Genomic DNA, 25,873 nt, shown 5'->3' with positions numbered 1-25,873 from the left:
TCCCGCCAAAAGAAAACGCACCCAGCGAGTTTGCGTTCGCCGAGTGCGTTGCCGTCCGTTCCAGGACGTCGGCGGGAACGCTGGCTCCCGCAGACGCCGATTCCCCTCAGCCGGCCGACTGCGGATAGACCGCCTTCGCTCGCTCCGGCGTGATGTAGCCGTCGCGGATGTCGGCGGCCACCTTGGCCGGATCGCGCTCCGCCGGATCGCCGAAGCCGCCGCCGGTGGCGGTGTAGATCTCGATCACCTCGCCCTCGTCGACGCGGATGCCCGAACCGTAAGCGTAACGCGTCCGCGTGCCGTCCTTCTTGGCGACGATGGCATAGTTGGCGCTGCCCTCGTTGCCGCCCTTCAGCGACCACGGCAGAATGCGCGAGCGGGTGTAGCCGAGCGTCAGGAAGCTGTCGTCGCGGCGGATGCGGTAATCGACGCGGATGCCGCGACCACCGCACCACTCACCCTCGCCACCCTCGGCGATGTTGAGTTCCATGCGGTCGACGATGAGGCCGTTGCGGGCTTCCGATATCTCCGCCGGGCAGTTGTAGGTCTCGCCATGGACGGCCGAGAAGATGGCGTTGTTGCCGTCGCGCCCCTCGGCCGCGCCCCATCCGCCGATCTGCGGTTCGATGATCGTGTACTGGCGCCCGGTATCGGGGTGAATGCCGCCGATGAAGGTGCCGGCGATCGACGAGAAGTGGCCGGCCGGCAGCTTGTGCGGCACGTGAGGCGCGAGACAGCGCCAGATGAGGTCGGTGACGCGGATGCCGATCTCGTAATAGAAGCCGATGGCCGCCGGTTCCCTGGCGTGGAAGGTCGTTCCCTCCGTGGTCAGCACCTTGAGCGGCCGGAAGGTACCCTCGTTGGCCGGCGACAGCGGGTCGGTCAGCGCCTTGAAGATCACCTGCACCGACACCAGAACGTCGTCCCGGCTGGCGTTGTTGGGACCGGCATCCTGCGGCGGGTTGTCGCGCAGGTCGACCACGAACTCGCTTTCGGAGATCGTCAGCTTGACGTTGAACAGCCGGCCGTCGTCCTGCTCCTCGGTCAGCTCGAAGGTGCCGCGCGGCAGCTTGGCCAGCTCCTTGAGCGTCACCTCCTCGCCGTAGTCCATGAACGAGGCCATGGCCTTCTCGAAGGTCTCGACGCCGTATTTCTCGGCGAGTTCGGTCAGCCGGCGCGCGCCGATGCGCACCGAGGCGATGGCGGCCCAGAGGTCGCCGCGCAGGAAGTCGGGCATGCGCGAGTTGACGGTGATGATGTCGAAGATGCCGGCGATCGGCTCGCCCTTCGAGATCATCTTGATGGCCGGCAGTCGCAGGCCCTCCTGGAAGATGTCGGTGGCGTCGGCCGACAGCGACCCCGGCGACTTGCCGCCGACGTCGGAGTTATGGGCGATGTTGGCCGTCCAGGCGATCAGCTTCTCGCCGGCGAACACCGGCATCGCCACCACCAGATCGTTGAGGTGAGTGACGCCGCCGTAATAGGGATCGTTGGTGATGAACACGTCACCGGGCTCGACGTCGCCGGGCTTGCCGAACTTGTCGACCAGCACCTTCACCGACTTGTCGAGCACGCCGACGAAGCCGGGAATGCCGGCGCCCGAGCTGGCAAGCTGCCCCTTGGCGTCGAGAATGCCGGTGCCCATGTCGAGCACCTCGTAGATGATCGAGCTCATCGCCGTCTTGCGCATGGCGGCGAACATTTCGTCGGCCGTCGCCTGCAGGGAGTTCTGGATGATTTCGAGCGTGATGGGATCGTCGTGTGTCATGGCTGGCTCGCTCGCGCTCAGAGTTCGATGTGGATGTTGCCGTAGGCGTCGATCGACACCCTGTTCTCAGGGTGGATCACCACGGTGGTGCCCGGGTCCTCGATGATGGCCGGCCCGACGAACTGCATGCCCGGCAGCAGCTTCTCGCCATCGTAGATGGCGGCCTGATGCACGCCCTCGAGCGCATAGTCGACCGCGCGCCTGCCCTTGAGGGCGCTGGCCGCCGGCGCACTCGACAGCGGCTGCGCCTCCATCGTCAGCTTGCCGACTTCCGCCGATGCCACGATGTGGATGCCGACCAGCTCGACCGGCGCATCGAGCCGATAGGTGTACTCGCGCTTGTAGGCGTCGTGGAAATCGGCCTCGATTTCACTGAGCCGCGCGTCGGACACTGCGCCGCCGCCGATCAGCACCTCGGTGGTATGTTCCTGATTCTGATAGCGGAACTTGCCGTAGCGCAGGAAGCCGACCTTGTCGGCCGCGATGCCCTCGCTCGCAAACTGCGCGAGCGCCGTGGCTTCCGCCTCCTTGAACAGCCCCTCGATCTCGGAGGCCGCGCCCGGCCCGAGATCGGCGAGGTGGGTGACGAAATAGTCGCGCCGGAGGTCCGACATCATCATGCCCCAGGCCGAGAACACCGAGGCGCCGGCCGGGATCACCACCTTCTTGGCGCCCAACTCGCTGCCGAGCGCCACCGCGTGCATGGCGCCGCCACCGCCGAAGGCGACCAGCGTGAAGTCGCGCGGGTCGAAGCCCCGGTTGAGCGACACCAGCTTCAGCGCGTTGACCATGTTGTTGTTGGCGATGCGGATGATGCCGCGCGCCGCCTCGTCGGCCGAAACGCCCAGCTTGGCGCCAAGGTCGGTCATGGCCAGGCTGGCCGCGTCCATGTCGGCCTTCACCGCGCCGCCGCAGAAATAATCGCGGTTGATGCGGCCGAGCCAGAGGTTGGCGTCGGTGGTGGTGGCGCTGGTGCCGCCGCGCCCGTAGGCGGCCGGTCCCGGCTGGGCGCCGGCCGACTGCGGCCCGACGTGCAGTTTGCCGAAATCGTCGACCCAGGCGATCGACCCGCCGCCGTTGCCGATCTCCACGAGGTCGACCACCGGCACCATGATCGGATAGCCGGCGGACGTGCGGCTCTTCTCGATCCAGTAGTCGGTCATGATCCTGACCTTGCCGTCCTCGATCAGCGAGCACTTGGCGGTGGTGCCGCCAATGTCGAGGGCCAGCACGTTCGGCTCGCCGATCAGCTTGCCGAGTTCGGCGGCGCCCCAGAAACCCGAGGCCGGGCCGGATTCCACCATGGTGATCGGAATGCGCGACACGCTGTCGAGCGTGTCGACGCCGCAGTTCGACTGCATGACGTAGAGGTTGCCGTCAAAGCCGCGCTCGCCGAGGCCCGAGGCCAGCCGCTTCAGGTAGCGCTCCGCCGTCGGCTGGACATAGGCCGACATCACCGCCGTGCTGGTGCGCTCGTACTCGCGCCACTCGCGGCTGATCTGGTGCGAGGACACCGTGGCCACCTCCGGCCACAGCCGGGCGATCTCGGCCTGCGCCGCCTGCTCGTGCGCCGGGTTGGCGTAGGAGTGCAGGAAGCAGATGGCCACCGCCTCGACGCCTTCGGCCTTGAAGTCGGCGACGATGCCGGCGAGCGGCGCGAGGTCGAGCGCCTCGGTCTCCAGCCCCTTGTAGGTCATGCGGCCGGGCAGTTCGCGGCGCAGGTGGCGCGGCACGAACACCGGCGGCTTCTTGTAATAGAGGTTGAAGAAATCGGGCCGGTTGCCACGGGCGATTTCCAGGCTGTCGCGGAAACCGAGCGTGGTGACGAGGCCGACCTTGCCGCCCTTGCGCTCGGTCAGCGCGTTGATCACCACCGTGGTGCCGTGGGCGAGAAAGTCGATGGCCGCCGGATCGATGCCGCCCTTGGTCAAAACGTTGAGCACGCCCGCCTCGAAGTTCGGCGGCGTCGTGTCGGTCTTGGCGGTGACGATCCGCGACCGCCCGGTCGCCATATCGGTTTCGAAGGCGACGAGATCGGTGAAGGTGCCGCCGACGTCGGTGGCAACGCGCAACGTTTTCTCAGACATGGGCGGCCTCCTCGGCCTTCAGCTTGCTATTGAACAGAACGCAGACCGTACCGGCGAGCTTCAGCGCCTCGGCGGCGGCCACCCGGTCCGGCGTGTAGTAGCCGGCGTCGTGCAGGCAGTTGAGCGTGCCGATCACCCGGCCGTCGACGATGAGCGGCACGTTGATGCAGGATTCGCAGCCCAGCGACTGGATCAGCTCGCTGTCGAAGAACACCTTGGCGATGTCCTCGATGGTGTTGGCGACGAATGTGCGCTTGCCGCGCAGGACGATCTCGGTCCAGTCGTTGTCCTCGTAGGGCTTGAGGCCGTAGACCGGATAGGCGTCGGGCATGTTGGAGTAGAGGCGTTCCGAATGCATGGTGCCGGTCTCGACCGTGGTCACCGTGAACAGCTTGGCGCCAACCTCTTCGACCACCAGGTCCTTCAGGGCCTCGAAGGCCGCGTGTGGCTGGTTGCCCGGCTCGGCGAGGCGGGCAAGGAAGGCGTCTTGGTCAAAGGTCGGCATCGAGAGGCTCCTGAAGCCGGTCGCGCAATTCCGCTTCGCGCCGGCTGGTCACGGGAACCGCCGAGATCAGGCGGCGGGTGTAGGGATGGCTGGGGTTGGCGAACAGGTCGGCGGTCGGCGCGATCTCGACGAGCCGCCCCTTCTCGAACACCGCGACCCGGTCGGCGATGTTGCGCACCACGGCAAGGTCGTGGGTGATGAAGATGTAGGTCAGCCGGCGCGCCCGACGGATGTCGGCCAGAAGCTTCAGCACACGGGCCTGAACCAGCACGTCGAGCGCCGAGGTCGGCTCGTCGAGCACCAGCAGTTCCGACCGACAGGCGAGCGCCCGGGCGATGGCGACGCGCTGACGCTGCCCGCCGGACAGCGCGGCGGGCGAGCGGCCGGCGAAATCGGCCGGCAACCCAACCTCTTCCAGGAGTTCGCCGACCCGCGCCTTGCGCCCGGCCCGGTCGCCGATGTCGTGGACGTCGAGGGCGAGGCGGATCGACGCCCCGACGCTGCGGCGCGGGTTGAGCGACGACAGCGGATTCTGCTGGACCAGCTGGATCGCCTGCTTGAGGGCCAGCGGCCGGACGTCGGGCAACTCCTTGTCCTGGAACAGCAACGCACCCGAGGTCGGCTGGTAGATGCCGAGCACGATGTTGGCGATGGTGCTCTTGCCCGAGCCGCTCTCGCCGACGATGGCGAGGCACTCGCCGGCGAGCACGCTGAAGGAAACGCCGTCGAGCGCCCGCACGGGTTTGCCGCCGGCATCGAACGTCTTGCTGACCTCGAACACCTGGAGAAGGGGCTTCATGGCCGGAGCTCCGCTTCCGAATGGCCGGGATGGGCGACGAGCGGGGCGTAGAAGCCGGTCTGTTCCTCGTCAATTTCCGGGATTCCCTCGCCGGTGATGCGGGGAACGGCGGCCATCAGCGCCCGCGTGTAGGGATGGAGCGGATTGTCGAACAGCGCCTCGGTCGGTCCCTGCTCGACGATGCGCCCCTTGTAGATGACGTAGACCCGATCGGCGAACTCGCGGACGACGCCGAGATTGTGCGAGATGAACAGCATGGAGGTGCCATGGCGGGCGACCAGTTGCTGCATGAGGGTCAGCGTCTGGGCCTGCACCGTCACGTCGAGCGCCGTACCGGGTTCGTCGGCGAGCAGAAGGGCGGGATTGTTGGCGAGCGCCATGGCGATCAGAACGCGCTGGTTCATGCCGCCCGACAGCTGGAAGGCGTAGGAGCTCAGAACCCGCCCGGGATCGGCTATGGCGACATCGGCGAGCGCCGCCACCGCCCTCTCCCGCGCCTCGGCCGTGCCGATGCCCGGAGTGCCGCGCAGCAGCACCTCGTGGAACAGCGTGCCGATGGTGTAGACCGGATTGAGCGACGACGTCGGGTCCTGGAAGATCATGGAGATGCGGTCGCCCCTCAGCGCCTCGCGCTCCCGGCGCGACAGCGCGCCGAGGTCGCGCCCCTCGAAGGCCATCCGCCCCGAATAGCGGGCGCCGCGCAGCTCCTGCACGAGACCCAGCACGAGGCGGGCGGTGACCGACTTGCCGGACCCGCTTTCGCCAACCAGTGCGACGCGCTCGCCCTTGGCGATATGCAGCGAGATGCCGTGCAGCACTTCCACCGTGCCGGCCCAACCGCGGAAGCCGAGACGGAGGTCGTCGATGGCAAGCGTGGGCGCTGTCATTGCTCGACCCCCAGGATTTCGCGCAGGGCGTCGCCGATCAGGTTGAAACCGAACACCACCACGAGGATGGCGAGGCCGGGAAACACCGTCAGCCACCAGCTGTCGGGCAGGTACTTGGCGCCCTCGGCCACCATCGACCCAAGGTCGGGGGTCGGCGGCTGCACGCCGAGGCCCAGGAAGGACAAGGATGAGGCGATCAGGATGACGAAGCCGAAGTCGATCGTCATCTTGGTCAGGATCGACGGCACGCAGTTCGGCAGGATCTCGCGGAACATCACATGCAGTCGCGAGGCGCCGATCACCTCGGCGGCGAGAACATAGCCCTCCTCGCGCTCCGATCGGGTCAGGTTGTAGACGAGGCGGGCATACCAGGGCCACCACATGACGGTGACCGCCATCATGCCGTTGGTCAGCGACGGCTCCAGCAGGCCCATCATCGACATGGCCAGCACCAAGGGCGGAATGGACAGGAAGACGTCGGTGACGCGCATCAGCACGAACTCGGTCCGTCCGCCGATGTAACCGGCGATCAGCCCGACGGTGACGCCCACCGGCACGGCGAGCGCCAGCACGACGACGCCGAGGGTCAGCGAGATGCGATAGGCGAACAGGATGCGGCTCAGGATGTCGCGGCCGACCAGATCGGTGCCGAACAGATAGGGCCACTCCGGCGCCTTGTTGAAGTTGAGGAAGTCGACGACAGCGCCCTTGTGGTCGGGGAACGGGGCCACGTAGTCGGCGAAGACGGCGGCCAGCACGACGAGGCCCACCAGTGCCAGACCGAGCACCGACAGCGGGTTGCGCAGGAGGATGAAAACCGCTCGCTTCATGACGACCTCTGGGACAGGCGGATGCGCGGGTTGATCAGCGCCACCAGGAGATCGACCACGATGTTGACGATCAGGAACATGGCCGAAATGATCAGCACGGTGCCGACGATGGCGTTGAGATCCTTGCGCAGGATGACCGCCACGCCGTAGCGCGACAGGCCCGGCCAGGCGAAGATCTGCTCGACCAGGAAGGCATTGCCCAGCATGGAAGCGAGGTCGAGGCCGATCACCGTCAGCGACGGGATCATCGACGGCTTGAAGGCGAAGCGTCGGGCAATCCGCCCCTGCGGGAAGCCGAAGGCCAGCGCCATCTCGATGAAGGGCTTGCGGTAGGTCTCGACCATGTTGGCGCGGGTGAGACGCGCCGACTGGCCGATGCCGGCAAACGACAGCGCGAAGGCCGGCAACGCCAGATGCCAGAGAACGTTGCCGAAGGCGGCGAAATCGCCGGCAATCAGGCTGTCGATGGTGAGAAAGCCGGTCACCGGCGGCACGGCGAAGCTGTCGGAAATTCGCCCGGCGATCGGGAAGATTGGCAGGAAATAGGCGAAGATCAACATCAGGATCACCGCCCAGACGAAATCGGGCGCCGACACGCCGAGCATGGTGAACAGGCGGATGCCGTGGTCGAGCGGCCGGTCGCGGTAGCGGGCGGCCAGCATGCCGAGCGGCACGCCGATCAGGATCATCGTCGTGCCGGCGAAGAACACCAGTTCCAGCGTCGCCGGCAGATAGGCGGCGATGTCGGCGGTGACGGGCCGGTTGGAATAGAGCGACTGCCCGAGGTCGCCGCGCGCCAGATCCGCGACGAAGTAGCCATACTGCACCACGAAGGCGTCGTTGAGGTGCAGCTTGTCGCGCAGGGCCTCCACCGCCTCGGCCGAGGCGTTCGGACCGAGGGCGATGCGAGCGGGATCGCCCGGGATGACACGGGCGATGGTGAAGATCAGAAGCGAGACGCCGACGAGCACGATAAACGACGTGGCGATCCGCTTGATCAGCAGACGAACGACTGGCGACATGTCGATGGGTTCCGGGGACGGTGGAGGCGGAACCGAGGATCCGCCTCCAATATCGGTCAGGGATGCATTTCCATGAGGCGGAAGGTGAAACCGAAGGCGGCGACGCGGAACGCCTTGGCCGGGTCCTCAAGGGCGGGGACGCTCACCTTGTCGGAGGCGGCGAACACCGCTCGCTGGTTCTGCGCGTAGATGGTGGGCGCCAGCGCGATGAGCCGCTTGTCGAGCGCCTTGTAGATCTCGCTACGCTCGGCTTCGCTGGCGCTCGCCCGCCCCTTGTCGAGCAGGCTGTCGACCTCCGAGTCCTTCAGATACTCGGGCGACATCCAGGTGCCGCCGGCACTGGAGTGATACATGCTGTAGAGCAGCGTATCGGTGTCGCCGTCCATGGTGTCGACGAACACCTGCGAGACGTTGGGCGTGTTCTCGGGCTTGGTCACCTGCTCGGTGAACAGCGTCCAGGGAACCTTCTTGATCTCGGACTTGACGCCGATCTGGTTGAGGTTGGCCTGGAGAAGCAGGGCGAAGCGCTCCTCGAGCGGAACCTCGCCGATCCACGACAGCTCGACGTTCATGTCCTCGGGCTTGTACTTGCACTTGGCGAGATGGGCCTTGGCGGCGTCGAGATCCTGCTTGAAGGCTGGCGCGTCGGGATCGGCGCCCATGCCGCCGACGGGAATGGCGCCGGTCGACGGCGCGCCCTGCGAGACCGTGTCGGTCACCGCCACCATCTTGATGCCGGTCGAGTAGTCGAAGGCGTTGGCGATGGCGAGCCGGCACTCCTGATCGTCGAAGGGCGGCTTGGCGGTGTTGAGCTTGATGTAGAGCTGGGCGGTACCGGACTCCGTCAGAAGCTTGAAGCCGTCCTTGGACAGCGACTTCAGCACCTCGGGCGGCAGCCACTGCGAGGAGATGTCGTGTTCGCCCTGGCTGATCAGCGTGCGCACGGTCGCCGCTTCAAGACCGTAGCGCAGGCGCACCTTGTCGGGCGCCGCCTCGGGCACACCAAGGAAATAGCCGGGATTCTTGGCCATGACGGTTTCGGCCTGGGGATCGTGCGAGACGACCGTATAGGCGCCCGAACCGGCGGTGTTGAGGTTGAGCCAGGCCTGCCCCCAATCCTTCATCTCACCCTCGCCGTCGCCGAGGTGTTCCATCACCAGCTTCTTGTCGAGGATCGGCAGGCGAACCAGCGCCGCGACGAAGGGCGCATACGGGAACTTGGTGGTGAACTTGACGGTCGTGGCGTCGACCGCCTCGGCCTTCTCGACATTGTCGAACAGGAAGGAGAAGCCGCTCTTGATCGCCATCATGCGATCGAAGGAGAACACCACGTCGTCGGCGGTCAGCGCGTTGCCGCTCTGGAACTTGACGTCGGGGCGCAGCTTGAAGGTGAAGCTGTTGCCGTCCTGCGTCCAGCTCTCGGCCAGGAACGGCTGGTAGCCGGCCTCGCCCTGCTTGGGGATGACAAGCGTGTCGTAGACGTTGAACATCAGGATGGAGTCGGCGTAGTCGGTCGCCTTCGCCGGATCGAGCTCGCCGATCGGCGTCTCGTCCAGGCGCAGCGTCGTTTCGGCCGAGGCGACGCCAACGAGGGCGGCGCTGGCCAGCAGGGATGCGGCTAGCAGTCTTGAAGGCACGTTCATGATGCGGACCCCTCTTTTTTGATCGGCTTTGTTGAGTATCTCTTGCGCTTGGCGGCGCGGTTGATGGCGATCGCCCCTTCGCCGCCGGCCACGACCGGTGGGTCGGCATAGACGTCGCCGAACACGTCGATGGTGCAGGTGTGCAGCACGATCGTCGTCTGATCGGTGTGGTTCCAGGTCGCGTGGACGCGCGACGACGGGAAATGCGCGCTGTCGCCCTGGTTGAGCACCGTCGAGACGCCGTCGATCTCCAGCGTCAGCGAGCCGCTGACGATGTAGAAGATCTCCTCGCCGTCGTGGGAGAAGCGCTCGCTCTGGTAGCCGGGCGGCTCGTGCATGATGACGGACCGCAATACGTTGCCGGGAAAGGCCGCCGACAGCCGCTCGTAGACGACGCTGGTTTTCTGCGGGCCGCCGAGCCCGAAGGTGATGCGATCGTTGTGGCGGGTGAAGGGTTCCGGCGTCGCCTGCGAGGACAGGAAATCGCTGGCCTTCATCTCGAGGATCGAACAGACCGATATCAGCGACGTCAGCGACGGTATGGTGAGCCCGCGCTCGATCTGCGAAATGAAGCCGTTGGAGAAGCCCGAGCGCGAGGCGACCTCGCTGAGCGTCAGGCCGAGTTCCTTGCGGCGAAGCCGCAGCTTCTGCCCGAGCGAGCCGACCGCACCCTCTTCACCATCTGCCTTGCCCCGAGATCCCATGTCGCCACCCGAGTTTAGTATAAGTAAAATTCTCAGGCGGGCAGACAGGGCGATCAAGGGCAAATTTTAGCCATGCTAAAAACTCCTATCTCGTTGTGTGGCATCCGGATACCGACGCGGCTGCACCATCGCTGTGCGGCCCATGCAACGATCTGCGCGATTCTTGTGCAGGAACTGGAAGTGCGGCCTCCGCCAATTGCCGGACATCCGGCGTCTTGAAGCATCGCGGTCGGAGCGCCACATCCGAGGCTCCTGGCCCGAGCAAAATGACGAGGAGTACGAGGGATGCGCCACGAAGACGGTAGTGCCGGCGATGCCGATTACGGCCGGATCGGACAGTCCTACAGCAGCTACCGCCAGCCCGATCCGCGCATCGCTGCCATGATCTCCGAAGCACTGGGACCGGCCGGGACGGTGCTCAACGTCGGTGCGGGCGCCGGCTCCTATGAGCCTCTCGACCGCGAGGTCACCGCCGTCGAGCCGTCCGCCTCGATGCGGGCGCAACGGCCCTCGCATCTGGCGCCGGCCATCGACGCCACCGCCGAGCACTTGCCCTTTGCCGACGACAGTTTCGACGCGGCCATGGCGAGCTTCACCATCCACCAATGGGCCGACCTCGAAGCCGGCCTCCGGGAAGTACGCCGCGTCACGCGCGGCCCGGTGGTCATCCTCACCTGCGATCCCCTGGAGGTCGAGACCTTCTGGCTCAACGACTACGCGCCGAAGGTGCTGTCCACCGAGGCCAAGCGCTATCCGTCGTTCGAGCGCGTCGCCGAGGGCCTGGGCACCTCGATCGACCGCATCGCTGTGCCGATTCCCCTCGACTGCCGGGACGGCTTCAACGAGGCCTACTACGGCCGACCTGAAATGCTTCTGGAGCCGGCGGCCCGCCTCTCCTGCTCGGCCTGGAGCTTCGTCACCCCCGACGAAGCCAACACCGCCGTCGCCCACCTCGCCGCCGACCTAAAGTCCGGCGCCTGGGATTCGAAACACGGCGCGCTCCGCCAACAGCCGGCCTACGTTGGCTCGCTCTATCTGCTGGTGTCCTCGGGAAAGACAAACCTCTAGATCAGCCAACTTTCGAACCGATCAAGCTCAAGACCCCCTCACCGGTTCCAGCGCATAGAGGCTGACGTCGATACGCCCCGTACGGAACCCCGCTTCGCAATAGGCGAGGTAGTAGGACCACAGGCGCTTGAAGGTGGGGGAGTAGCCGAGGTCGGCGATTCTGGGCCAGGCCGCCTCGAAGCGCTGCCGCCAGTCGGCGAGCGTTCGGGCGTAGGAGAGGCCGAAGTCGAAGCTTTCGGTCAGCGCGAAGCCCGCCTCCCTGGCCACCTTGGCGAAGACGGCCTTGCTCGGCAGCATGCCGCCGGGGAACACCAGCGTCTGGATCATGTCGGGGTGGGCGCGGTAGTGCTCGAAGCGATCGTCGGCGATGGTGATCACCTGCAGCACCGCCCGTCCCCCGGGCTTCAGCGCCTGCCGCACCTTGTCGAAATAGCCGCGCCAGTAGGCCTCGCCCACCGCCTCGAACATCTCGATCGACACGACGCGATCATATTGCCCCTCGACGTCGCGATAGTCGCGGAGCTCCAGCGACACCCGATCGTCCAATCCGCGCGCCTGTATTTTCTGCTGGCCCACGGCGAGCTGGGCCGGCGACAGGGTGATGCCCCGTACCGATCCGGCGCCCGCGTCGGCGAGATAGGCGGCAAGGCCGCCCCAGCCGCAGCCGATCTCCAGCACCGACTGGTCGCCATCGAGACCCAGCATGTCGGCGATGCGCTGGACCTTGCGGCGCTGGGCGGCTTCCAGGTCGTCGCCGTCCGCGTAGACGGCCGAGGAGTAGACCATCTCGCGGTCCAGCCACTCGGCGAAGAAGGCATTGCCGAGGTCGTAGTGGGCCATGATGTTGCGCCGGCTGCCGGCCTTCGAGTTGCGCCGGAGCAGCATCAACAGGCGCTGCATGAACCGCACCGGCAACGACGCCTTGGCCACCTCGGTCAGACTGTCGAGGTTGTCGGCGCAGAAGGTCAGGAAGGCGACGAGATCGGGCGTGTCCCAATCGCCATCGACATAGGCCTCGGCAAAGCCGATGTCGCCGCCGCGCAGCAACCGATTGACCGCCCGCCAGCGCAGGATGCGGACTTCCGCCGCCGCGCCGGGCGCGTGCCCGGCAGCGGACAGCTGCGAGCCGTCCGGCAGCGTCACGGAAAGGCGACCCCGCTCGACATGATTCAACAACCGCCGGACCAGATCGACGCGCAGCCGGGTCGGCAATGCCCAACCGACGATCGAGGGGATGATCATGGAGCTCGACAATGACGTCATCCGGAAGACCTTTCCGTTGGATTGAAACCCTTGGGGCCGCCACCGGGGCGGGAATGGAAGGGGATGCGCTTCAGCCACAGCTTCAGCGCTTCCCAATGAATGGCTGCGATGACCTTCAGCGTCATCAGCGGGAATCTGCCGAGCAGGCGGAGAACGGCGCGATCGCCGAGCGCCTCGCGCATCAGCGACATCGAGGCCGTCAGCATCAGGCCCTCGCGATCGTGATCCTCAATGGCGATGGTGAAGCGCTCGGCCGGCGGCTTGACGTGGAAGCGGTAGCGCATCTCCATCGGCAGGAAGGGCGAGACGTAGAAGTCCTTCTCCGCCGCCTGATGGATGGTGCCGATGGTCTCCGCTGCGACGTCGGCGGCATAGTGATGCATGCCGCCGAAGGTGTTGCGCACCTCGTAGACGATGGCGGAAAGACGCCCGTCGGCATTGCGGCAGAAATAGACGCTGAGCGGGTTGAAGACGAAACCGAAGAGCCTGGGCATGGCGATCAGCGTCACCTGCGTGCCGTCCCAGCCGAGGCCGCGTTCCATCGCCAACCGCCGGATACGCGCCGCCAGCGGGCCCTCTCCCGCCGGCCCGTGGTCGGCCTCGCGGAAGGACAGCAGATTCCAGCGGTTCACCGACAGCAGGCGGCTCGCCCGGTCGAGCTCGCCGAGCCGGTCGAGATCGGCATGCAGCATGTAGACCCCGTATTTCAGGCTGTGCGCCGCGGGCCTCATGCGACGATGAAGCACGTCGCCGACGTAGAGCGAGGGCGTCATGCCGCCGCCTCGCCCCAGACGTCGGGGTCAAGGTGAATTCGGCCGGACTCGTTCTTGACCAGCCACGGCCGGCGCGGTGCGCCCATCGCCTCGGCGGCGGCGAGCCCGGCTTGCAGGCCATCCTCGTGGAACCCCGCGCCGAAATAGGCTCCCGCGAACCAGACGTTGCCGACGCCCTGAAGACTCCAGAGCCGCCGCTGCGCCTCAATGGCCGCCTGGTCGAACAGCGGATGCTCGTAGGTGAACTGGTTGTAGACGCGGTCGAGGCGCGGCTCGACGACCGGATTGAGCGTGACGAACAGCGGCACCGACGGATCGATGTGCTGCAGCCGGTTCATCCAGTAGGTGACCGAAGGGCCGGACGAACGGTCGCTGGTCGCCAGATAGTTCCAGGCCGCCCAGGCAGCCCGCCGGCGCGGCATCAGCCGCTCGTCGCCGTGCAGAACCGCATAGTTGCGGCTGTAGCGGAAGGCGCCGAGGATCTGGCGTTCGGCCTCGGTCGGCGCCTTGATCACGTCGAGCGCCTGATCGGCGTGGCAGGCGACCAGCACCTTGTCGAAGCGGCGCTGGCGCAATCCGTCCTCGATCACCACGCCGGCCGACGACCGCTCGACGATCTTCACGTCGCGGCCGATCATCGCCTGCCCGTTGAGTGGCTCGGCCAGCTTGGCGACATAGGCGCGGCTGCCACCCTTCACCGTGCGCCATTGCGGCCGGCCGCTGAGCTTGAGGAGGCCGTGATTGTCGCAGAAGCGGATGAAGGCCTCGGCCGGATAGGCGCCGACCTCGTCGGCCGGGGTCGACCAGATGGCCGCCGCCATCGGGTAGAGGTGATCCTCGCGGAAGGCGCGGCCATAGCTGTTGGCGTCGAGATAGTCGGCCAGCGTCACGCCCTCGAGCCGGCCGAGATCGCGCGGCGCCTGCCGGTAGAAGCGCAGCAGGTCGGTCATCATGGCATAGAAGCGCGGGCGAACGAGGTTGGATGGTTGGGCGAGAAGGCCGGCGAGATCGGAACCGGCATACTCGAGCCGGCCGCCGTCGATTGACACGGCGAACGACATCTCCGTCGCCTCGGTCTCGATGTCGAGGTGGGCGAACAGGGCCGTCAGGTTCGGGTAGGTGACCTCGTTGTAGACGATGAAGCCGGTATCGACCGGAATGGACGCGCCGTCCGTCGGCGCCAGCACGGTGTTGCTGTGGCCGCCGAGCCGCCGATCGATCTCGTAGAGCGTCACGTCGTGGCGGCCCGACAGCAGCCATGCCGCCGACAGACCGGAGATACCCGACCCGATCACCGCGATCTCCAGTCGCCTGTCGGTATCCTTTGTCGCCTCGCGCATGTAACCTCCGCTTGCCGCCGAAACTGCTATACGTTCCATTCTACGATGGTCCCTGCGTGAAGGATCACCACGCGGACTGCGGAAATGGTCGTAGCATCGGCGCCGGTGATCCGTCGTTTCCAGGCAAACGTAGAAGAGGCATGAGACGTGAACGGGCGAACTCTTTTCCTCTCGCTGCAACCTCCGAACCGGCGGTCAGTTCCATGAGACCGGCCGACGCGGCGGTGCAGCCGTTTGATGGCGCCGAGGCGGCGCGCCTCGTCGCGGCCATCGCCCGCGAGGGCGACCGGCAGGCCTTCGCGCGCCTGTTCGCCTTCTACGCGCCCCGCCTCAGAACCTTCCTCGCCCGTCAGGGCTTCGGCGCCAGCGACTGCGACGACCTGATCCAGGACACCATGCTCGCGGTCTGGCGCAAGGCCGAGCGGTTCGACGCCGAGGCCGGCGCCGTCTCCACCTGGATCTTCACCATCTGCCGCAACCTCGGCATCGACCGCCGCCGCCGGCTGGGCCGCCGCCTCGCCGAGATCGAACCGGTCAGCGACATCGACCCCAGCCCGTCGGCCGAAGGCGAGATCATCACCCGCGAGGAGGAGACGCGGGTCCGTCGCGCCCTCGATCAACTGCCGGCCGAGCAGGCCGAGGTCATCACCCTTTCCTTCTTTTCCCAATCGCCGCAGACCGAAATCGCGAGAGCGCTCGGCATACCGCTCGGCACCGTCAAGTCGCGCGTCCGCCTCGCCATGAACCGCCTGCGCCATCTCCTCGACGAGCCGTCATGACCGTGAGCCGCCACCCAAGCCCCGAACTCCTGGCCCGCTACGCGGCCGGCTCGCTGCCGCCCGCCGCCGCGCTGGTGGTGGAGAGCCACCTTTCGCTCTGCGACACCTGCGCCGCCGCCCATCGCGAAGCACTGGCGCTGGCCGGCGTGCTCCTCGAGCGCCAGTCGCCGTCCGAACTCGACGCCAGCCTGTTCGAGCGGACGCTCGCCCGCCTCGACGAGAAGCGCCCTGCGCCCACGCCGGCTCAGGCCCGACGCCCCCCGCGCGACCTTGGCATCCGCCTGCCCGCCCCGATCGCCGAGCGGGCAACGTCGGGCTGGCGCTGGATGGGGCCGGGCATGGCCTTCGCCCGCCTCGACGTGCCGGAAGACCCCAAAACCAACCTCGTTCTCCTGAAGATCGGCGCCGGCAAGCGCATGCCCACCCACGGCCATTCCGGCGAGGAACTGACGCTGGTGCTCCAGGGCGCCTTCGAGGACGAGCACGGGCGCTGCGCCGCCGGCGACCTCGCCGAGGAGGACGACGATACCCATCACACGCCCGTCGTCACCGGCGAGGAAACCTGCATCTGCCTCGCCTCCATCGAGGGGCGGCTCCGGCCGCACGGCCTGATCGGCCGCCTCGTCAGCCCGCTGATCGGACTGTAGCCATGCTGACCGGTGCACTTCTCTCCCTGGCGATCCTGGTGCTGGCGATGGGCGCTGCGGCGGTGATCGCCGAGCGCACGCGCCGGTCGGGCTTCATCGACGGCATCTGGGCGCTGTCGACGGGCGCCGCCACGCTGGCGCTGATCCTCACCCTCTCCCTCCCCGTCGAGCGCCCGCTGATCGTCGCCGCGCTGGTCGCGGTCTGGGCGGTCCGGCTCGGCCGCCATCTCCTCACCCGCACGCTCAAAGGTGGCGGCGCCGACGATCCGCGCTACGCCGCGCTTCGTCGCGAATGGGGAGACGCCGCGCCGCGCAAGCTCTTCATGTTCCTTGAGGCGCAGGCCATCGCCGGCTGGCTGCTGGCGCTGTCGGCCGCCGCCGCCGCGTCGCGCCCCGGCCCGCTCGGCTGGCAGGACGCGCTCGCCCTTGCCATCGTCGTTACGGCGCTGGTGGGCGAGTGGTGGTCCGACCGAGAGCTCGCCGCCTTCCGGCGCGACAGCGCGGGCAAGGTCTGCGATCGCGGCCTCTGGGGCTGGTCGCGCCACCCCAACTATTTCTTCGAGTGGCTGTTCTGGGTCGGCATCGCCGTGCTCGGCCTCTCCGGCTTCAACGGGCAGACGGCGCTGGCGCTCGTCGCGCCGATCGCCATGTACTGGCTACTCGTCCATGTCTCCGGCATTCCACCGCTGGAGAAGCACATGCTGGAAAGCCGGGGCGAGGCGTTCCGCGCCTATCAGCGACGCGTTTGCGCTTTCTTTCCCCGGCCTCCCAGACCAGCTCACGACGTGAGCCAGCGCGACAGCGCCAGGTAGCTGATGGTGGCGGCAAGGCCACTGGCGATCGTTCCCCAGGCGATGTCGACGAGGGTGACCGTCAGCGGCCAGCCGCGCAGCGTCGCCTGATTGGTGAGATCATAGGTGGAATAGGCGATGAAGCCCAGCGCCGCGCCGGCGACAAGCGCCGTCTGCCACTTGCCGGCGGCCAGCGCCGGCTGAATGGCGAAATAGGCGAGCCCCCCGGCGTAGATCAGGTAGAAGATCGCCGCCGGCAGCGGCTGGAAGGGATCGGCGACGAGGTCGCCCATGGCCGGCTTGTAGAGGCGCGGCACCATGGTGCCGAGCCAGATGGCGTCGAGAACGAGAAAGCTGATCAATCCGGCTGCGTAGATGGCGATGGCCTGCATGACGACCTCCGTTGTGTCCGTCTTTATACGCGCGAGGTCGCCTTTCAGATCATTTGCCTCGGTCCTCGGCGCCGAAAGGCGGGCCGAACCGCCGGTCCGGAGCCGCCGAAAGACAGGAACAATCGCCGGGATGACTTGTTGAGCCCGCGCGGCCGACAAACCGGCCCGAGCCAGGCCACTTCCCCAGCCACTCTCCAGGAGACTGTCATGAACGACAACAAGAACACCGAGCATCACGAGCAGGACCCGGTCGAAGGCGCGCGCGACATCGTCGACCGCGAGCTGAAGCGCCAGGACAACGAGGCCGGCCGACGGGCCGCCGAGGGCAAGCCGCTCGACCCGACCCTCCTGCCGCTCGAGGAACGTCCACAGATCAACCAGAAGAAATGAATGGTCCGCTACTGCCCCGCGACTGGAAACGGCCCGGATCGCTGCGATCCGGGCCGATCTCAATCAGGCCGTCACGTCGCGGTCGAGCCCTTCGAGACAGGCCCGGAGATTGTCAAAGCGCGACGACACCTGCGTGGCCCCGCCGAGAAGCTGGCGCGCCGTCATCAGGGCGAAGGCCAGGACGTAGCGATCCTTCTCGCCCATTTGCACGTGATCGCGAGAAAAGTCGGCGAGCGCGGCGATCTCCGGCGAGGTGGCCGAGTCGGCTTCCATGAGCTTCAGACGGTTGATGAGAATGCTCGGCCGCGCGACGTCGGTCTGCTCGGCGGTCAGATGCAGTTTATAGCGGTATTTTCGCTCGTTGGTGAGCCGTCCCATCAATGCGCTCCACTGGTGTCGATCGGACCCTTCGGCTTTGGCGCCAGCCAGGGCAGCATGGCGGCGAAGACGAAGACCACGGTGATGACCGCGAACATGTCCAGCGTGGCAAGTAGCACGCTCTGCTGCTCGACGATACGGCTGAGGCTGGCGACCGCCACCTCGTGCGAGGCGCCTCCCTCCACCATGCCGGCGATCACCCTGTCGCCATTCTGCATGGCGCTCACCAGTTCGGTCTGGTTGACGCGGGCCGAGTTCGCCCATCCGGTCTGCACCAGCGAGGTGGCGAAGGCGCCGGCCAGCGTACGCATGAAGTTGGAGAGGCCGGCGGCGTTGGCCTGTTCCTCCGGCGTGACGCTGGCGATGGCAAGGCCGGTGACCGGCACGAAGAACATCACCATGAACGGCCCGGTGAGCAGCGTCGGCCAGGCCATCTGCAGGAACGTCACGTCCGAGTTGAAGGTCATGCGCCAGGCCGTCATGGCGCCGAGGCCGAGGATGCCGATCGACAGGATGGCGCGGGGATCGAACTTCTCCGTCGCCTTGCCGACGATCGGCGCCGACACGAAGGCCAGGAGACCCATGATGCCGGTGGCATATCCCGCCCAGGTGGCCGTGTAGCCCATGTTCTGCTGCAGCCACAGCGGCAGGATGACGATCGAGGCGAAGAAGGCCGCGAAGCCGCCGGCGAAGGTGACCGCCGCCGCCGAGAAGCCGCGATGGCGGAAGATCCGGAGATCGACGATCGGGTGCGCCTCGGTGAGTTCGTAGATGACGAAGGCGAGGAAGCCGATCGCCGCGATGACGGCGAGCACCTGGATTTCGGTGGAGGCGAACCAGTCGTGATTGCGCCCCTCGTCGAGCACGACCTGAAGCGCGGCGACCCACAGCACCAAGAGGGCGAGGCCGATGGCGTCGATGCGCGCCTTTCCCGTCGGGTCGGGCTGGCCCATGGTGGCGAAGAACACGACGGCGCCGCCGAGAATGGCGATCGGCACCTTCATGAAGAAGATCCACTGCCAGCCGATGCCGTCGCAGATGATGCCGCCGAGGATGGGGCCGGCGATCGGGCCGATCAGCGTCGTCATCGCCCAGATAACCGAGGCGATGGTGGCCTGCCTGGGCGGGAAGATCCGCATCAGGAGCATCTGCGACAGCGGCATGATCGGCCCGCCGAACAGGCCAAGCAGCACGCGCCCGCCGATCAGCATGCCGAGGGATTGCGACAGGCCGCACAGAAGCGATATCGCGGCGAAGGCGAAATAGCAGGTCAGGAAGACGCGCATCGCCCCGAAACGCCGGCTGAGCCAGCCGGTCAGCGGCACGGTGATCGCCTCGGCCACCGCGTAGGAGGTAATCACCCACGAGCCCTGCGACACGGAGACGCCGACCGAGCCGGCGATCGTCGGCACCGACACGTTGGCGATGGTGCTGTCGAGCACCACCAGGAAGTTGCCGGTGCCGATGGCCAGGGCAGCGACCATCAGCCGGACGCCCGTCAGCGGGGCGGCGGTTTGCAGGGCGGGCGCGGTCATGGCGTCACTCGGCGAGCGAGATGTCGGCGGTCATAGACAGACCGACCTGCAGCGGATGGGCGGCAAGTTCCGCCGGATCGAGGGCGATGCGGACCGGCAGCCGCTGCACCACCTTGATCCAGTTGCCGGTGGCGTTCTGGGCCGGCACCACCGAGAAGGCGGCGCCCGTGCCGCCGGAGAAGCCGACCACGGTGCCGGTGAACTCCACGTCGCTGCCGTAGAGATCGGAGACGAGCGTCACCTTCTGGCCGGCCTTGACGTGGGCGAGCTGCACTTCCTTGTAGTTGGCATCGACATAGGCGGCCTGAAGCGGCACCACCACCATCAGCGTCATGCCCGGCTGGACGCGCTGGCCCACCTGCACCTGACGGCGGGAGATGACGCCGTCGACCGGCGCCCGCATTACGGTGCGTTCGAGGTTGACCTGGGCCTGGTCGCGCGCCGAGCGGGCGGCCAGCACCTCCGGATTGTCGTCGATGCCGACGCCGGAGATCATGGCGGCATTGGCCTCCTTGGCGGCCACGGCGGCGTCATGGGCAGCGGCGGCGCCAGCGGCTCCGGCCCGTGCGGACGAAAGATTGGCCTCGGCGGTTTTCAGCAAGGTTTCGACGGCGGTGATCTCGTCCCCCGACACCGAGCCATTGTCGGCCAGCGTCTTGCGGCGATCGAGATCGATCTTGGCCTTGGCGTATCCCGCCTCGGCGGAGGCAAGCTGGGCGGCGGCCTGCGCCTGATCGGCCTCACGGCCGACGATCTGCGCGGCAAGCGCCTTGTCGTTGGCGACCAGCGCCGTCACCCGGCGGATGGCGTTCTGATAGGTCGCCTCGGCCATGGCGAGCGCCAGCCGGGCATCGGTGTCGTCGAGGCGAACGAGCACGTCGCCCTTCTTCACCGCCTGCGTATCGCTGACCAGCACTTCGGCCACCGGCGCCGCCACCAGCGGCGTGATCTGGGCCACGTCGGCGCCGACATAGGCATTGTCGGTGATGGCGTGCTTCGACGCATAGAGCGTGTCATAGGCGTAGTAGCCGCCGCCTGAGGCCGCCACCGCCAGGATGAGCCCGAGGAACAGCGGGCCGCGCTTCTTGGGATTGACGGCAGCCTTGGCGGCGTGGGTTTCTTCGACGTCGGCGTCGATCTTGCTCATGTCGTTCACGACTGCTTCTCCGTGCTGCGGAACCCGCCGCCGAGGGCGCGGACCATCGCGATATCCAAGGTAAAGGCGCGGGCCTGCAGGGCGGCCGTGGCGCGGCGGGCGCTGATCAGCGCGTCTTCGGCCGTCAGCACTTCGAGATAGGTGGCAAGGCCGCCGTTGTAGCGGTCGCTGACGACGCGCCACGCCTTTTCGGCGGCGGCGGCCGACCGCCGGGTGTTGGCCAACTGGCTGGCAAGCTGGCGCTTGCTCACCACGGCGTCCGCCACCTGGCGCAGAGCTTCCGTCAGCGTCCTGTCGTAGCCGGCGACGGCGATCTCATATTGCGACACGGCGCTGCGTTCGCCGGCCCTGAGGCGGCCACCGTCGAAGATCGGCAGCGAGACGGCCGGGCCGACCGAGCCCAGCGTCGAGCCGGGGTCGGTCAGCATGTTGAGGCCGAGCGCCTGCTTGCCGATCATCGCCGCGAGGTTGACGTTGGGATAATAGGCGGCCTTGGCGGCGTCGATGTCCTTGAGGCCGGCCTCGGCCGTGGCGCGGGCGGCCACGATATCCGGGCGCCGGCCGAGAAGATCCGCCGGCAGGCTCTTGGGAACGCCGGTGAAGCGGCCACCCTTCACCTTGGGGCGGGCGATGGCGAGGCCGCGATCCGGCCCGGCGCCGACGAGAGCGGCGAGCTGGTTCCTGAGGAGGCCGATCTGTTCGTCGACCTGAGCCAGCTCGGCCTCGGCCGCCGCCTCCGCCGCGCGGGAGCGCTCCAGCGCCCCTTCGTTCTCCAGGCCCTTGCCATAGCGATCGCTCATCAGCGACAACGTCTGCTTGCGCACGCCGATGGCGCTGACCACGCTGTCGCGATCGGCATGGAGCGCGGCGAGACGGCCGTAGGCCTCGGCTATGCCGGTGGACAAGGCAAGGCGGGTGGCTGCGGCCTCGGCCTCGGCGGCGGCGACCCTGCCCTTGGCGGCGGCCAGCTTTGCCCGGTTCTTGCCCCAGAAGTCGATTTCCCAGTCGAGGGAGAGCGAACCGATGCCGGCGTCGTTCCAGCCCTTGGGCACAAAATCCTCGCCGATCAGGTAGTTGTAGGACTGACGCTCGCTGTCGGCCTTGGCCGATGCGCCGACGCTCGGCAGCAGCGAGGCCCGCGACGCGCCGACGCCGGCATGAGCCAGTGCCACCCGCGCCTCGGCGATGCGCATGTCGGAGGCGCCGGTCAGCCCCTCGCCGATCAAGGTTGCCAACTGCGGATCGCCATAGGCCGTCCACCAGTCGTCCGCCGGCCATGCCGCGTCCTTGGCGGGCGCGAGGCTCCGGTCCGACGCATAGGCATCCATCGGCTTGACCGACGACAGGGCGGCGTTCTCGGGCAACATGGCGCATCCGCCATAAAGCGCTGATATGAATAGAAGAAAGCTGGCGGAATAGCCTGTTTTGACGAGCCTGGAACGCATGCGGCACCTTTATAACCGTACGGTACGGTTTAGTTATAAAAGCTACTTGCGGCGGTCAAGTCCGAAACCTACCCTGCCGATCACAAAAAGGAGACCTTGATGCGCGCGAAGACCGATGAGAAGCGCAACGCCATCATCGCCGCGGCGACGGCCGTGTTCGAGGAGGTGGGCTACCGGGGCGCCAGCATGGCGATGATCTCGGCGCGGCTCGGCGGCTCCAAGGCGACGCTCTACGGCTACTTCCACTCCAAGGAGCAGTTGTTCGCCACCGTTGTGACCTCGGCGCTGGAGGAAACCGGCGAGGAAATGCTGGCCTCGCTCGCATCGGACGGCGACATCGCGACAGCCCTCACCCGCTTCGGCCGGCTCTACCTCGACCTGGTCACCCAGCCGGAAATCCTGGCGATCCAGCGCACCGTCCTCAGCGAGAGCCAGAGCACCGGCCTCGGCCGCGAAGTCTACAAGCTCGGCCCCCAGCGCGGCATCGACGCCATTACCCACTTTCTCGCCGAGCGCGCGGCAAAGGGAGAGATCGACCTCCCCTCGCCCGAGCTTGGCGCCCTCTACCTCAAGAGCCTCCTGGAAGCCGGCATCGCCGAGCCGCTCCTCTATGGCCTCGACGAGGTCAGGGACAAGGCCCAAGCCGTCGAAACCGCCGTCGCCGCCTTCATGAAGATCTACGGCAGGCCGTGACAGGGCGGCGCGTTTGCCTGACGGCCTGTCAGCGACTACATCTGCGGCTTCAAGGACCATTCGCCGCCTTCGGCAGCCGGAGACCACATGACCGCAACGGACGCGCCGCGACGCGGCATTCCCATGGGATCGATAAACGAGGACAGCATCCACGCGCTGGTCCACGGCTTCTACGGCAAGGTGATGGACGACCCGGACCTCGCCGCCATCTTCGGCCGCGAGATCGAGAAGCACCAGTGGCCCGCCCACCTCGACAAGATGTGTGCCTTCTGGTCGTCGGTGCTGTTGCGCTCGGGTCGCTACGAGGGCCGGCCGATGCGGCCGCACCTTATGATCGCCGACATCGAGGACCGCCATTTCGAGCGCTGGCTGACGCTGTTCGCCGAGACGGCGCGACAGGTCTTCGACGACAGCGACGCCAACGGCGTCATCGCCACCGCCGAGCGCATCGGTCACAACTTCCGCCTCGCCCGCGCCCAGAATCGCGGCCTCGACAGCACGCGCATGGAGATGATCCGCGCCGAGCCGGACGGCCCGCAACAGCCGGCCGTCTGGACCCCGCCGGAGTAGACCCGGCCTTATCCCCGGCCGCGATAGGTCGCCACGCCCTGATCGGGCAGCCAGAGGTCCTTGGGCGGCGCGCCGGTCTGCCAGAAGACGTCGATGGGGATGCCGCCGCGCGGATACCAGTAGCCGCCGATCCTGAGCCAGCGCGGCGCGAGGCGATCCACCAGCCGGCGGGCGATCATGATGGTGCAATCCTCGTGAAACGAGCCGTGATTGCGGAAGGACGTCAGGAACAGTTTCAGCGATTTCGATTCGACCAGCCACCGGTCGGGCACGTAGTCGATGACGAGATGCGCGAAGTCCGGCTGGCCTGTGACCGGACAGAGCGAGGTGAACTCGGGCGCGGTGAAGCGGGCGAGATAATCGATATCCGGATGAGGGTTGGGCACGCGGTCGAGCACCGCCTCGTCGGGCGAGGCGGGGGTCGCGGTCGCCTTGCCGAGCTGGTGGGCGCCGGTGGCATCACTGGTCATGTCGATCGTCCGGAACAGAGGATACGGGCGGCATCCGCCCTGAGATGCGCCGATCCTTAATCGAAACGGGGCCGGAGTTCAAAACCCGGATCACGCCATTTCGGTCATGAACCGGGAGAACAACTCGCGGTCCTGGTGCTCTTCGGGCAGGCCCTCGACCCGGTTACGGCCCTTGTTCTTCGCCAGATACATGCAGCCGTCGGCGCGCGAGATCGCGGCGAGCGGGCTGTCCTCGGGCTCGGCGGCGGCATAGCCGATGCTGACGGTACAGACGGCATGCGGCGAATGGAGATGCGGAATGGCAATCGCCTCCACCGCGTGCCGCAGCGCCTCCAGATGCTGCCTCAGCTTGTCCGGATCGGTCTCGGCCAGGATGAGGGTGAACTCCTCGCCGCCGTAGCGCGCGGCGATCTCGTCGGTCCGGCGGGCAAAGCGCTGGATGGTCGCGCCGACCATCTGCAGCACGTCGTCGCCCGTGCCGTGCCCATATTGGTCGTTGAACGGCTTGAAGGCGTCGATGTCGATCATGACGACGGTGAAGCCGACGCCGTGGCGCTTCAACCTGTTGAGGCTTGTCAGAAGGAAGCGGTCGAGCGCCCTCCGGTTGGCAAGCCCGGTCAGCGCATCGGTGTTGACGGAGGCCTCCAGGCTGTCGAGCATCATGTTGACGGACCGGCCGACCAGGGCGAGATCGGGCAACAGCGGCTTCTGGGTGATCCGCGACGTCCAGTCGCCGGCCGCGACCCGCTCGGCCACGTGGACCACCTGCCTCAGCCCGCGCAGCACCAGCCATTCCAGAAGGCCGAGCACGACCGCCACCATGCCCAGGGCGACGAAGCCGACCAGCGCCAGCCGCTCGACCATCGCCTGGGTGGCCGCGGAGCGCACCGCCTCGGTCGACACGCCGAAGCCGATCAGGTTGGCGGTGCCCGGCAGCCTCGCCACGCCGAACACCTCGTCGCCCGCACCGTAGGTCCCCGGCATGACCAGCCCGGTTCCGATCTCCGCCATCCGTTTGGTCGTCTCCTCCGACAGGCGACCTTCGACGCCCGGCATGGCGCCGCCGTCGAGCACGGTACCGTCGGAATCCAGAAGCATGCCGTAGGTCAGCGGCAGCGAGAACTGGTCGATCGACACCTGGCGCAGATAGGCCGTGTTGAGGGCGATCGCCAGCACGAAGTCGACCCGATCGCCTGTTCGGATCGCCTTGGCCGACTGCAGGATTCTCTTGCCGGTGACGCGGCTCAGGATGAAGTCGCTCCACGCGACCGTCTTCGAAGCGAGGGCGTCGGAGAAATACTCCCGGTCGCCGAAGTAGACGCCGATGGCCTTGGGGTCGGTCGAGCAGTAGGCGATACCGTCTGGTGTCAGAAGAGAGATGCGTTCGACCTTCTGCTGGATCTGGAGAAGGTGCGCGACGCTCTCGTTGCAGTCTTCCGGCGAAAGGCTCTTGAGGTTCCGGGACAGGGCGATGGTCTCGGACAGCCTCTCGACCTCCAGGCGCGCTTCTACGAACGCCTTCTGGTTGCGCCTCAGCGAGGTCAGCATGCTTTGATTGATCGCGTCGAGCTGCCGCGTCATGTCGGCGCGCATGCGGATGAACTCGCTCGCCACGAAGGGAACGAGACCGAGGAAAACCGCGGCCAGAATGACGATACGGATCTTGAGCAGCCCGAACATGGAATCCGACACAAATGTTGCCGGACCAACTTAGTTCGCAATGTATATATAAAGCTCTAAAACCTTATGTAGGATACGCGCATCTAGACTATATTGACCTAAATAGAAAGACGTATGTCTGGCGCTACTTTAAAAATAACTCAAATACTCGACAAATCGTCACTCGGCCTTACCCCTTTTCATAGCGTCTCGGATGGCCGCAGACTGTCCCGGCGCAGGTGAGGCGGATATGGCTGTCATTCTGGCTGTCCTCGAAGG

The 25,873-nt window shown here is 66.8% G+C and carries 26 protein-coding genes; 7 read left to right on the top strand and 19 right to left on the bottom strand.

The window, feature by feature from the left end:
* Positions 1 to 106 precede the first annotated feature (106 nt).
* From M4J39_RS21975 to M4J39_RS21935, 9 genes are read right to left on the bottom strand one after another with little or no spacing between them, the layout of a single operon-like run.
* Complete coding sequence (locus M4J39_RS21975) at positions 107 to 1,768, bottom strand: hydantoinase B/oxoprolinase family protein (RefSeq protein WP_251730644.1); 1,662 nt, start codon at positions 1,766 to 1,768, stop codon at positions 107 to 109.
* Positions 1,769 to 1,785: 17 nt separating this feature from the next.
* The gene (locus M4J39_RS21970) at positions 1,786 to 3,855 is read right to left on the bottom strand and encodes a hydantoinase/oxoprolinase family protein (protein ID WP_251730643.1); all 2,070 of its coding nucleotides are present in this window, start codon (positions 3,853 to 3,855) and stop codon (positions 1,786 to 1,788) included.
* The gene (locus M4J39_RS21965) at positions 3,848 to 4,360 is read right to left on the bottom strand and encodes a GAF domain-containing protein (protein WP_251730642.1); all 513 of its coding nucleotides are present in this window, start codon (positions 4,358 to 4,360) and stop codon (positions 3,848 to 3,850) included. The genes M4J39_RS21970 and M4J39_RS21965 overlap by 8 nt, the downstream gene beginning before the upstream one ends.
* On the bottom strand, positions 4,347 to 5,159 hold the full coding sequence (locus M4J39_RS21960) for an ABC transporter ATP-binding protein (RefSeq protein WP_251730641.1): 813 nt from the start codon (positions 5,157 to 5,159) through the stop codon (positions 4,347 to 4,349). The genes M4J39_RS21965 and M4J39_RS21960 overlap by 14 nt, the downstream gene beginning before the upstream one ends.
* Positions 5,156 to 6,046, bottom strand: a complete 891-nt coding sequence (locus M4J39_RS21955) for an ABC transporter ATP-binding protein (protein WP_251730640.1) — start codon at positions 6,044 to 6,046, stop codon at positions 5,156 to 5,158. The genes M4J39_RS21960 and M4J39_RS21955 overlap by 4 nt, the downstream gene beginning before the upstream one ends.
* Positions 6,043 to 6,876, bottom strand: coding sequence for an ABC transporter permease (locus M4J39_RS21950; protein WP_251730639.1), 834 nt, complete (start codon positions 6,874 to 6,876; stop codon positions 6,043 to 6,045). Before M4J39_RS21950 ends, M4J39_RS21955 begins: the two co-directional genes overlap by 4 nt.
* Positions 6,873 to 7,898 carry an ABC transporter permease gene (locus M4J39_RS21945; protein ID WP_251730638.1) on the bottom strand — a complete coding sequence of 342 codons (1,026 nt, stop codon included), beginning with the start codon at positions 7,896 to 7,898 and terminating at the stop codon, positions 6,873 to 6,875. Before M4J39_RS21945 ends, M4J39_RS21950 begins: the two co-directional genes overlap by 4 nt.
* Before the next feature lie 56 nt (positions 7,899 to 7,954).
* Positions 7,955 to 9,541 carry an ABC transporter substrate-binding protein gene (locus M4J39_RS21940; RefSeq protein WP_251730637.1) on the bottom strand — a complete coding sequence of 529 codons (1,587 nt, stop codon included), beginning with the start codon at positions 9,539 to 9,541 and terminating at the stop codon, positions 7,955 to 7,957.
* On the bottom strand, positions 9,538 to 10,245 hold the full coding sequence (locus M4J39_RS21935; RefSeq protein ID WP_251730636.1) for a helix-turn-helix domain-containing protein: 708 nt from the start codon (positions 10,243 to 10,245) through the stop codon (positions 9,538 to 9,540). The genes M4J39_RS21940 and M4J39_RS21935 overlap by 4 nt, the downstream gene beginning before the upstream one ends.
* Positions 10,246 to 10,530: 285 nt before the next feature.
* Between M4J39_RS21935 and M4J39_RS21930 the strand changes: the two genes are divergently transcribed.
* The gene (locus tag M4J39_RS21930; RefSeq protein ID WP_251730635.1) at positions 10,531 to 11,313 is read left to right on the top strand and encodes a class I SAM-dependent methyltransferase; all 783 of its coding nucleotides are present in this window, start codon (positions 10,531 to 10,533) and stop codon (positions 11,311 to 11,313) included.
* Between the two features lie 27 nt (positions 11,314 to 11,340).
* Here the strand turns inward: M4J39_RS21930 and M4J39_RS21925 are convergent, their stop codons facing one another.
* The 3 genes from M4J39_RS21925 to M4J39_RS21915 are packed head-to-tail and all read right to left on the bottom strand — an operon-like array spanning position 11,341 to position 14,689.
* Positions 11,341 to 12,576 carry a cyclopropane-fatty-acyl-phospholipid synthase family protein gene (locus tag M4J39_RS21925; protein ID WP_251730634.1) on the bottom strand — a complete coding sequence of 412 codons (1,236 nt, stop codon included), beginning with the start codon at positions 12,574 to 12,576 and terminating at the stop codon, positions 11,341 to 11,343.
* Positions 12,573 to 13,349 (bottom strand): DUF1365 domain-containing protein, encoded by a 777-nt coding sequence (locus tag M4J39_RS21920; protein WP_251730633.1) that lies wholly within the window; start codon positions 13,347 to 13,349, stop codon positions 12,573 to 12,575. Before M4J39_RS21920 ends, M4J39_RS21925 begins: the two co-directional genes overlap by 4 nt.
* On the bottom strand, positions 13,346 to 14,689 hold the full coding sequence (locus M4J39_RS21915; protein ID WP_251730632.1) for an NAD(P)/FAD-dependent oxidoreductase: 1,344 nt from the start codon (positions 14,687 to 14,689) through the stop codon (positions 13,346 to 13,348). Before M4J39_RS21915 ends, M4J39_RS21920 begins: the two co-directional genes overlap by 4 nt.
* A 203-nt stretch (positions 14,690 to 14,892) precedes the next feature.
* Here M4J39_RS21915 and M4J39_RS21910 point away from each other — a divergent pair, with 203 nt between their 5' ends.
* Genes M4J39_RS21910 through M4J39_RS21900 form a run of 3 tightly spaced genes read left to right on the top strand, consistent with a single transcriptional unit; the run spans position 14,893 to position 16,927 of the window.
* The gene (locus M4J39_RS21910) at positions 14,893 to 15,468 is read left to right on the top strand and encodes a sigma-70 family RNA polymerase sigma factor (RefSeq protein WP_251730631.1); all 576 of its coding nucleotides are present in this window, start codon (positions 14,893 to 14,895) and stop codon (positions 15,466 to 15,468) included.
* Positions 15,465 to 16,115 carry a ChrR family anti-sigma-E factor gene (locus M4J39_RS21905; protein WP_251730630.1) on the top strand — a complete coding sequence of 217 codons (651 nt, stop codon included), beginning with the start codon at positions 15,465 to 15,467 and terminating at the stop codon, positions 16,113 to 16,115. Before M4J39_RS21910 ends, M4J39_RS21905 begins: the two co-directional genes overlap by 4 nt.
* Positions 16,116 to 16,117: 2 nt before the next feature.
* Positions 16,118 to 16,927: a DUF1295 domain-containing protein gene (locus tag M4J39_RS21900; RefSeq protein ID WP_251730629.1), complete on the top strand. Its 810-nt coding sequence runs from the start codon at positions 16,118 to 16,120 to the stop codon at positions 16,925 to 16,927.
* On the opposite strand, the gene M4J39_RS21895 is transcribed toward M4J39_RS21900, so the two are convergent.
* Positions 16,894 to 17,298, bottom strand: coding sequence for a DUF2177 family protein (locus M4J39_RS21895; RefSeq protein WP_251730628.1), 405 nt, complete (start codon positions 17,296 to 17,298; stop codon positions 16,894 to 16,896). The genes M4J39_RS21900 and M4J39_RS21895 overlap by 34 nt on opposite strands.
* A gap of 207 nt (positions 17,299 to 17,505) precedes the next feature.
* Between M4J39_RS21895 and M4J39_RS21890 the strand changes: the two genes are divergently transcribed.
* Positions 17,506 to 17,688 carry a hypothetical protein gene (locus M4J39_RS21890; protein ID WP_251730627.1) on the top strand — a complete coding sequence of 61 codons (183 nt, stop codon included), beginning with the start codon at positions 17,506 to 17,508 and terminating at the stop codon, positions 17,686 to 17,688.
* A gap of 63 nt (positions 17,689 to 17,751) precedes the next feature.
* On the opposite strand, the gene M4J39_RS21885 is transcribed toward M4J39_RS21890, so the two are convergent.
* The 4 genes from M4J39_RS21885 to M4J39_RS21870 are packed head-to-tail and all read right to left on the bottom strand — an operon-like array spanning position 17,752 to position 22,202.
* The gene (locus M4J39_RS21885) at positions 17,752 to 18,066 is read right to left on the bottom strand and encodes a hypothetical protein (protein ID WP_251730626.1); all 315 of its coding nucleotides are present in this window, start codon (positions 18,064 to 18,066) and stop codon (positions 17,752 to 17,754) included.
* Positions 18,066 to 19,601: a DHA2 family efflux MFS transporter permease subunit gene (locus M4J39_RS21880; protein WP_251730625.1), complete on the bottom strand. Its 1,536-nt coding sequence runs from the start codon at positions 19,599 to 19,601 to the stop codon at positions 18,066 to 18,068. The genes M4J39_RS21885 and M4J39_RS21880 overlap by 1 nt, the downstream gene beginning before the upstream one ends.
* 4 nt (positions 19,602 to 19,605) lie before the next feature.
* Positions 19,606 to 20,748 carry an HlyD family efflux transporter periplasmic adaptor subunit gene (locus M4J39_RS21875; protein WP_251730701.1) on the bottom strand — a complete coding sequence of 381 codons (1,143 nt, stop codon included), beginning with the start codon at positions 20,746 to 20,748 and terminating at the stop codon, positions 19,606 to 19,608.
* 5 nt (positions 20,749 to 20,753) lie between these two features.
* Positions 20,754 to 22,202 carry an efflux transporter outer membrane subunit gene (locus tag M4J39_RS21870; RefSeq protein WP_256469864.1) on the bottom strand — a complete coding sequence of 483 codons (1,449 nt, stop codon included), beginning with the start codon at positions 22,200 to 22,202 and terminating at the stop codon, positions 20,754 to 20,756.
* Positions 22,203 to 22,301: 99 nt separating this feature from the next.
* Here M4J39_RS21870 and M4J39_RS21865 point away from each other — a divergent pair, with 99 nt between their 5' ends.
* On the top strand, positions 22,302 to 22,895 hold the full coding sequence (locus M4J39_RS21865) for a TetR/AcrR family transcriptional regulator (protein WP_251730623.1): 594 nt from the start codon (positions 22,302 to 22,304) through the stop codon (positions 22,893 to 22,895).
* 87 nt (positions 22,896 to 22,982) lie between these two features.
* The gene (locus M4J39_RS21860) at positions 22,983 to 23,465 is read left to right on the top strand and encodes a group III truncated hemoglobin (protein WP_251730622.1); all 483 of its coding nucleotides are present in this window, start codon (positions 22,983 to 22,985) and stop codon (positions 23,463 to 23,465) included.
* An 8-nt stretch (positions 23,466 to 23,473) separates the two neighbouring features.
* Here the strand turns inward: M4J39_RS21860 and queF are convergent, their stop codons facing one another.
* A complete protein-coding gene (gene queF / locus M4J39_RS21855) occupies positions 23,474 to 23,935 on the bottom strand; it encodes a preQ(1) synthase (protein WP_251730621.1) in 462 nt (153 codons plus the stop codon).
* Positions 23,936 to 24,025: 90 nt separating this feature from the next.
* Positions 24,026 to 25,615: a diguanylate cyclase domain-containing protein gene (locus M4J39_RS21850; protein ID WP_251730620.1), complete on the bottom strand. Its 1,590-nt coding sequence runs from the start codon at positions 25,613 to 25,615 to the stop codon at positions 24,026 to 24,028.
* Positions 25,616 to 25,873 lie beyond the last annotated feature (258 nt).

It is taken from the genome of Pleomorphomonas sp. NRK KF1, from assembly GCF_023721755.1.
Classification (GTDB): Bacteria; Pseudomonadota; Alphaproteobacteria; order Rhizobiales; family Pleomorphomonadaceae; genus Pleomorphomonas.
The sequence above is the reverse complement of the archived record's forward strand: the minus strand, read 5'-3'. Positions and strand labels throughout refer to the sequence as shown.